Origin of the sequence: Bacillus sp. FMQ74 (assembly GCF_001875785.1) — a bacterium.
Lineage (GTDB): Bacteria > Bacillota > Bacilli > Bacillales > Bacillaceae > Bacillus > Bacillus stercoris.
In genome coordinates this window covers 1-9,758 of the sequence record NZ_MOEO01000027.1, presented here as the reverse complement: position 1 = coordinate 9,758, position 9,758 = coordinate 1, and the positions used below count along the sequence as shown (strand labels likewise).

At 45.5% G+C, this 9,758-nt stretch carries 2 protein-coding genes; both read left to right on the top strand.

Annotated elements, in window-relative coordinates:
• Positions 1 to 3,623, top strand: a 3,623-nt coding sequence (locus tag BLL41_RS21930) for a non-ribosomal peptide synthetase (RefSeq protein WP_083428100.1), incomplete at its 5' end; no start/stop codon positions are given.
• Positions 3,624 to 3,648: 25 nt separating this feature from the next.
• On the top strand, positions 3,649 to 9,758 hold a 6,110-nt coding region (locus tag BLL41_RS21925), incomplete at its 3' end, for a non-ribosomal peptide synthetase (RefSeq protein ID WP_141770224.1).

The window sequence follows — 9,758 nt, the reverse complement described above, 5'->3', positions numbered from 1 at the left end:
TTGTACAGTATTTGCAGGAAGTGCGCGAGACTGCATTGGAAGCTTATGAGCATCAGGATTATCCGTTCGAAGAGCTTGTCGATAAGCTTGAATTGACAAGGGATATGAGCAGAAACCCGCTGTTTGACGTAATGTTTGTTCTTCAAAACATGGATCAAGAATCGTTGGACCTGGATGAACTGTGTCTCAAACCTGCAGCAAACAATGGGCATCAAACGTCCAAATTTGATTTAACCCTATATGCTCAGGAACAGCCGCGCGGTTTGCTGACGTTCCAAATGGAGTTTAGTACTGACTTATATAAGAAAAAAACGATAGAAAAGTGGCTTCAATACTTCATCAATATGTTACTCTCCATCATCCAAGACAACAAAGCCGTTCTCGGAACAATAAATATCCTGAATGAAGATGAGACCCATTACCTTATCCATGAGCTCAATCGTACAAAAATGGATTATCCAAGAAATGAAACAATCAGCAGGCTCTTTGAGGTGCAGGCTGAACAAACACCTAATGCTGTAGCGATTGTCAGCGATACCCAGGTGTTAACTTACGAGGACCTGAACAGCTGGGCAAATCAAATTGCTTCAGTTCTACAGAGTAAGGGCGTAGGGCCTGATAGTGTTGTAGCCTTGCTGACAGGCAGAACGCCAGAACTCATAGCAGGTATACTGGGCATTCTGAAAGCCGGGGGAGCCTATCTGCCTATCGCTTCTGACCTGCCTGTTGAACGAATAGCTTATATGCTGTCTGACAGCAGGGCAGCATTACTCCTTCAATCTGAAAAAACAGAAAAACAGCTATTAGACATTGAATGTGAACAAATCATAATCGAAGATATTCAAAAGCAAGGAGAGGCGAAGAATGTTGAATCTTCAGCAGGGCCCCATTCACTTGCTTATATCATTTATACCTCTGGATCAACCGGTAAACCAAAGGGTGTCATGATTGAACAGAGAAGTGTCATTCGTCTTGTGAAAAACAGCAATTATATTACATTTACACCAGCTGACCGCCTTCTGATGACATCATCAATCGGTTTTGACGTTGGATCATTTGAATTTTTTGGTCCCCTGTTAAATGGTGCCGCTTTGCATCTGTCCGATCAACAAACATTTCTCGATTCCCAACAGCTTAAGAGATACATAGAACATCAAGGAATCACTACGATGTGGCTGACCTCGTCTCTATTCAATCATTTGACAGAGCAACTCGAGACAACATTTTCGCAGCTTAACCATCTGATCATAGGCGGAGAAGCTTTGTCGGCAAGCCACGTCAATCGAATCAGGAATGCCTGCCCTGAAGTATCTATTTGGAACGGATATGGGCCAACCGAAAATACAACTTTTTCGACATGCTTCCACATTCAAAAAACATATGAAGTCTCCATTCCGATCGGGCGGCCGGTTGGCAATTCCACCGCTTATATCTTAAATCAATGGGGAATGCTGCAGCCAGTTGGAGCTGTTGGCGAACTTTGTGTCGGCGGAGATGGCGTTGCCAGAGGATATTTACGCCGTCCAGATTTAACGAAAAAGAAATTTGTCCAAAACCCATTTGTACCCGGCGATCGACTGTACCGCACAGGTGATCTGGCGCGCTGGCTTCCCGATGGCACAATTGAGTACGTTGGCCGTATTGATGATCAAGTAAAAGTCAGAGGCTATCGGGTAGAGCTGGGTGAGATCGAATCAGCACTTCGCCAAATAGACGGAGTCAAAGAAGCGGCGGTGTTGGCACGTACAGGACAGTCAGGGAGCAAAGAGCTGTTTGGCTACATCAGCGTAAAAGCGGGCACGAATGCTGAACAAGTGCGTTCTCTTCTCGAGCGTTCACTGCCAAATTATATGATTCCGGCGTATTTCATTGAAATGGAGAATTTTCCGCTCACATCGAACGGCAAATTGAACCGGAGTGCACTGCCTGAACCAGATTTCGCATCTAAACAAACATACATCCCGCCACGCAACGAACTTGAAGAGCAGCTGGCATTGATCTGGCAGGAGGTTCTAGGCATCAAGAGGATCGGAATAGAGGATTCATTCTTTGAATTGGGCGGCGATTCAATCAAGGCGCTTCAAGTTTCTGCACGTCTCGGGCGCCACGGGTTAAGCTTGCAGGTAAGTGATTTATTCCGTCATCCAAAGATAAAAGACTTATCACCATTTATTCGTAAAACAGAGAGAGTCATAGAACAAGGACCTGTTCAAGGAGATGTTCCATGGACGCCTATTCAGAAATGGTTTCTCTCACAAGATATAGAAGAACAACACCATTTCAATCAGTCTGTCATGCTTTTCCATTCTGACCGTTTGTCTGAAGACGCTCTTAGAGCATCCTTAAAAAAGCTGGCGGAGCATCATGATGCGCTTCGGATGGTTTATCGTAAAGATGACGGACGATGGATTCAAATCAATCAAAGCATCCATGAATCACAGCTATACAGGTTAAGAACATCTGATCTTTCACAGTCCGAAAGCGGTTGGGAAACACAAATCAAACTAGAAGTTGCGGATCTTCAGCAAAGCATCAATTTGCAGGAAGGACCATTGTTACATGCCGCGTGGTTTAAAACACTGACCGGAGATTACTTGTTCCTTGCAATCCATCATCTTGTCGTTGACGGTGTGGCATGGCGGATTTTGCTGGAGGATTTGTCAGCAGGGTACCAACAAGCGTCTTCAGGCCAGGCGATTCAGCTTCCGCCTAAAACGGATTCCTACCAGGAATACGCCAAACGGATTCAGGAATATGCCCAAAGCAGCAAGCTGATTCGTGAAGAGGCGTATTGGCGAAGTGCAGAAGAACAGCAAACTGCGGAACTGCCATATGAAATGCCGTTTCATGAGAACACCGACTGCAGCAAGAGGGACTCGGTAAGCTTTTCACTCTCTGAAGCAGACACTGACGTTTTGCTGCAAAACGTCAATCACGCCTATGGTACAGATACACAAGATATTCTGTTAACGGCGGCATCGTTAGCGATTTGTGAATGGGCAGGCGGAAGCAAGCTCCGAATCGCTATGGAAGGACACGGAAGAGAGCACATTATACCGGAGTTGGATATCAGCCGGACGGTCGGCTGGTTTACATCCATGTACCCGGCCCTCATAAGCTTTGAAAATCAAAGGGATGAGCTGGGAACCGCAGTAAAAACCGTTAAAGATACACTGGGCCGGATACCAAACAAAGGGATAGGTTACGGTATACTGAAATACCTCACACACCCTGAAAACAAAAGCATTGCGTTTTCAAAAACACCTGAAATCAGCTTTAACTATTTGGGCCAGTTCAACGACATCGAAAGACAGGGCAGCTTCCGCCCATCAAGTCTTGGAAGCGGAAAGGATATCACTCATACATGGAAGCGTGAGCAAATCATAGAGATGAGTGCAATGGCAGCAGACAAAAAGCTTCATTTCAATCTTAGCTATCCGCCAGCCCGCTTTCATAGAAACACAATGGACCAGCTTATCAACAGGATCGAATGCTTTTTGCTGGACATTATGAAACACTGCGCCGGTAAACAAAAATCAGAAAAGACACTGAGCGATTTTAGCAGTCAATCATTAACGGCAGAGGATTTGGACAGTATATCCAGCTTGGTGGAAGAATTGTAGAAAATCGTGACAGGGAGACATGAACATGACAAAAGCGAATTCAATTCAGGATATTTATCCGCTGTCTTACATGCAGGAAGGGATGCTTTTCCATTCCCTCCTGCAAAAAGATTCACAGGCATATGTTGAGCAAGCTTCTTTTGCAATAGTAGGAAAAGTCAACCCGCAGTATTTTCAAAACAGCATCAATGCTCTTGTAGCAAGACACGATATTTTCAGGACAATTTTTATCAGTCAAAATGTTTCCTCTCCCCAGCAGGTTGTCCTGAGAGAACGGAATGTCATCGTGCAGGAAAAAGACATTACGCATTTAAACGAAGAGAAGCAATCACAGTTTATCGAACAATTGAAAGAAAAAGACCGCGCTCAAGGGTTTCACTTGCAAAAAGATCTGCTCATGCGCATCACTCTGATTCAAACAGGAGAGGGCCAATACACTTGTATTTGGACCTTTCATCACATCATGATGGACGGCTGGTGCCTAAGCATCGTGTTAAAGGAGTTTCTCCATATTTATGCATCTTATGTAAATGAATCCGCTATATCACTAGAGCCGGTTCAGCCATACGGAAGGTATATCAAATGGCTGATGGAACAAGACAAAAAGCAGGCAGTTTCATATTGGGATCATTACCTTTCCGGCTATGAACAGCAAACCATGCTCCCAAAGCAGAAAAAAACAAAAGGGAGAAGCAGGCAGGAACACGTTACGTTTTCATTCTCTAAGAAAGAAAGCAGCAGGCTTTCGGAGCTTGCGGCAAGAGAAGAAGTGACACTCAGTACGATTTTCCATACCATTTGGGGCATTCTGCTTCAAAAATATAATAATCACGATGACGCCGTATTCGGTTCTGTCATTTCTGGAAGACCCGCAGAAATCGAAGGCATTGAACATATGGTAGGCCTTTTCATTAACACGATACCCGTTCGGATGCAGGGGGCAAAAACACCATTTCTACAGCTCATAAAAGATATGCAAAAAGACCGTCTTGCCGCTGAAGCATACAGCTACCACCCTTTATATGAAATTCAAGCCCGTTCAGCGGTTAAGCAAGGGCTGATTGACCATATTCTCGTATTTGAAAACTATCCGGTGCAGCAAGAGATTCAAATGCTCAACAAACAAGAACATGCTTCAGATCTTTTTCAGATTCATAACTTCACTGTGGCAGATGAAACCAACTACAGCTTTTATCTTATGGTAGCACCAGGAGAAGAAATCCATATGAAAATGTGCTATGATGCTGAGCAGCATGATCGGTCTTTTGTGCTTTCTGTCAAGGAGCATCTGCTGAATGTCGTATCGCAAATCTTACACAATCCGAATCTTCCACCTGGTGAAATAGAGATTACGACAGATACTGAAAAGCGGCAGCTGATTGGAGAAATCGCAGATCGAACACCAGTTTACGAAACCATCCATGCCATGTTTGAAACACAAGCGGAAAAGACGCCGGATGCTTATGCTGTAATTGATCAAGCCTGCTCGTTAACATACAAAGAACTGAATAAATCGGCTAATAGATTGGCGCGGCATTTACGAATGAAAGGTGTTGCGAGACAGGAGCCCGTTGCGATTATGATAGAACGCTCAGCGGCGTTTATCACAGGTGTTCTTGGAATCTTAAAGGCAGGCGGCGCCATTGTTCCGATTGATCCGTATTATCCAGCTGACAGAATCCGTTATATTCTAAATGACTGCGGCTGTTCGCATGTTGTTTCACAAGCGCATCTTTCCTCATCGTTAGAAAACAATTACATTATCACCCATGCAGAAGATATCGAAAGCAAAGAAGACGGCAGTAACATGAAGTCAGTCAATAATGCTGACGATCTGCTGTATATCATTTATACGTCAGGTACAACAGGTAAACCAAAGGGTGTTCAATTTGAGCATCGAAACATGGCTAACTTGCTGAAATTCGAATATGTACACTCTGGCATTGACTTCGAAGCAGATGTTCTGCAATTTGCGACACCTGCCTTTGACGTCTGCTATCAAGAAATATTTTCTGCGCTTCTGAAAGGCGGCACACTCCACATCGTGCCAGAAGCCATAAAAAGAGATGTGCCTCAGCTGTTTACATTTATAAACAAGCATCAGACGAATATTGTGTTTCTCCCAACTGCTTTTATCAAAATGATTTTCAGCGAGCGAGAACTTGCGAACTCGTTTCCTTATGGCGTCAAACACTTGATTGCAGCCGGGGAACAATTAATGATTTCAGACCTTTTCCAAGACGTGTTACGTGAACGCGGAATACATCTGCACAATCATTACGGACCTTCAGAAACTCATGTGGTATCTACGTATACCATTCAACCGGGAGACCCTATTCCGAAGTTTCCGCCAATCGGTAGACCGATAGGCTGTACTGATCTATATATTTTGAATCATCAAAAACAGCTACAGCCATACGGTGTACCAGGTGAACTCTATATTTCCGGCGCAAGTGTTGCCAGAGGATATGTCAATTACGATAAACTGACACGCGACAAGTTTTCATCCGACCCATTCAGGCCTGGTGCGATCATGTACCGTACAGGTGATTTAGCCAGACGGCTTGAGGACGGCAACATCGAATATATCGGACGAGCAGACAACCAAGTGAAAATCAGGGGCTATCGAATCGAGCCGCAAGAAATCGAAGTCACGTTAATGAATCATCCGGACATGAAAGAGGCTGCCATTCTCATCAGGCAAGATCAAAACGGTGAACATGAATTATGCGCTTACTATTGCAGTGTACAAAAGCTGAATGCAATAGATTTACGCAGCTATATGGCTAGTGAGCTACCAGAATACATGATTCCGGCGAAATGGGTATGGGTTGACAGCATACCTCTTACCCCAAATGGCAAAGTAGATCAATCAGCACTTCCAGAGCCAGATGCTTCGATCAGCGGAAATCCATATACTGCCCCTCGTAATCTGTTAGAGGCAAAGCTTTCACAACTATTTGAAGATGTGCTGAAGAATGGTTCTATAGGCATCCAAGACAACTTTTTTGACCATGGTGGCCACTCTCTAAAAGCAACAGTGCTGATGTCACGGATTGCAAAGGAATTTCATGTGCAAGTTCCGCTTAAGGACATTTTTGCCTATCCGACAGTGGAAGGGTTAGCTTCAATCATTCGAAATGCAGAAGAAAATCCATATGCAGCAATTGAACCGGCAGAAGAAAGGGCGGCATATCCTGTATCTTCCGCTCAAAAACGGATCTATGTGCTTCAGCAGCTTGATGATGGTGTCGCCTACAATATGCCTGCGGTCTTAGAACTGGAAGGGACATTGGATGTCGCTAACCTGTCTGCTGTATGTAAAGAACTGATCAGTCGGCATGAGCCTCTTCGAACTTCCTTTGTATCCGGGGCTGATGGCGAGCCTGTTCAGCGTATTCACACCGAGGTACCGTTTGAATTAAGCAGAGAGACCGATATCGAGAGATTTATTCGTCCCTTTGATCTCAGCCGGGCGCCGTTATTTAGGGCGGGTCTTGTAAAAGTGTCGAACGAGAAGCATGTATTGCTGGTGGATATGCACCATATTATTTCAGATGGCGTATCCGTTCAGCTATTAATCCGAGAATTCACCGATCTTTATGCAAAACGGCAGCTTAAGCCGCTGCGGATCCAGTATAAAGATTACGCCGTCTGGCAGCAGCTTTTTAAAAAGGGAGACTCGTATCAAAAGCAGGAGACTTACTGGCTGCAGCAGTTTAGCGGAGACCTCCCTGTACTAGAGCTTCCGACAGATAAACGCCGTCCGGCAGAACGGAAATTCTCAGGCGGAAAAGTAACCTTTCAAATGGATAAAGAGATCACGGCCAAGATAAAGCGACTCGCCCATAAAAACAAAAGCACACTTTACATGGCGCTTCTCGCTTTGTATTCAGCCTTTTTGTCGCGGTTAAGCGCTCAGGATGATATCGTAATTGGTTCACCTATCGCCGGACGGCCCCATGCCGATCTTGAAGCTGTTCTCGGGATGTTCGTCAATACATTGGCTCTCCGCACACGCCCGGCCGGTAATAAGACATTTGAAGAATTTCTGAAAGAAGTCAGACAGACGGCACTAGAAGCGTATGAGCATCAGGATTACCCGTTTGAAGAGCTTGTGGACAAACTCGGTGTGCAGCGGGAAATGAGCCGGAATCCTTTGTTTGACACAACGCTAGTCCTTCAGAATATGGAACGGCAAAAGCTAAAAATGAATGATGTACAGCTTCAGTGGAACGACTTGGAGCACCCAATATCAAAATTTGATATTTCCCTATACGTTACAGAGCATGATTCTGAGCTTTTCTGTCAGTTTGAATACAGTACAGCTTTGTTTGAGAAAGAAACCATCCAAAGGTGGGCCAGCCTTTTTACCACGCTTGTGGAACATACAGCTGCCAGTCCTGAAACAGAATTAGACGATATTCCAATCTTAACAAAAAAAGAAGAGAGAGATTTCATTGAATCATGCCATCTGTTTGAGGAGACGGGCTATTCAATGAATCAAACTCTCCACTATGCACTCGAACAGCAGGCAGCAAAAACGCCTGATCAGGCGGCCGTTATCTTTGAAGATGGAGCGATGACCTATAAAGAATTGAACGAACAGGCTAACCGTATCGCCTGGGAGCTGATCGGACGGGGAGTAAAATCTGGAACGACTATTGCCATTTTAGGCAGGCGTTCACCTGAAATGCTGATTGGCATTTATGGCATTCTTAAAGCTGGCGGCGCTTATCTGCCCATTGATCCGGATTACCCGGAAGAACGAATCAGCTTTCTGCTCAAAGACAGCGGTACAAACATTCTCCTGCTTCAGTCTGCCGACCTTCATGTTCCGGCATTTGCAGGAGAGATTTTTTATCTCAATCAGACAAATAGCGGGCTGAAACATCGTTTGTCCAATCCGAATACGGACGTTCTCCCGCAATCTTTAGCCTATGTCATCTATACATCCGGCTCTACCGGGATGCCTAAGGGTGTTGAAGTTGAACATCGATCAGCGGTGAATTTTTTGAATTCCCTTCAGTCCCGTTATCAACTGAAGCAATCAGATGTGATTATGCATAAAACATCTTATTCATTCGACGCATCAATATGGGAGCTGTTTTGGTGGCCTTATGCCGGTGCTTCTGTTTATCTGCTTCCTCAGGGAGGCGAAAAAGAACCTGAAGTGATCGCAAAGGCCATAGAAGAACACGAGATCACAGCTATGCATTTTGTGCCTTCAATGCTCCATGCCTTTTTAGACCATATAAAAAATCGCTCTGTACCGATTAAGAAGACAAACGGACTCAAGCGGGTGTTTTCCGGGGGAGAGCAGCTGGGAGCCCATCTCGTCTCCCGATTTAGCGAACTGCTTCCAAATGTTGCATTAACCAATTCCTACGGACCAACGGAGGCAACTGTAGAAGCTTCATTCTTTGATTGTCCGCTGCATGAAAAACTTGAACGAATTCCGATTGGCAAACCTGTTCATCATGTCAGATTGTATATTCTCAATCAGAAGCAGCGGATGTTGCCTGCCGGATGTATCGGCGAACTGTACATTGCCGGAGCGGGTGTGGCCAGAGGCTATTTAAATCGGCCGAGCTTAACGGAGGAGCGTTTTCTTGACGATCCGTTTTACCCGGGTGAACGCATGTACAAAACAGGGGATGTAGCCCGCTGGCTCCCTGACGGGAATATAGAATTCCTCGGCCGCACGGATGATCAGGTGAAAATCCGCGGCTACCGGATTGAGCCCGGAGAAATTGAAGCGGCGCTTAGAAGCATAGGAGGCATAAGGGAAGCTGCCGTTACCGTACGGACAGACAGCGGCGAGCCGGAATTATGCGCATATATAGAAGGGCTCCCGAGAAACGAAGTGCGGGCGCAGCTTGAGAGACGGCTGCCGGGCTACATGATCCCAGCCCATATGATCGAGATGGGGCAGTGGCCGGTTACGCCAAGCGGAAAGCTGGACCGAAACGCCCTGCCAGCTCCTGGCGGAGCGGCAGATGCGGAGACCTACACAGCGCCAAGAAATGTGACCGAGATGAAGCTTGCCCAGCTGTGGGAGGACGTCCTGAAAAACGGCCCTGTCGGGATTCACGACAACTTTTTTGACCGCGGGGGACATTCCTTAAAAGCAAC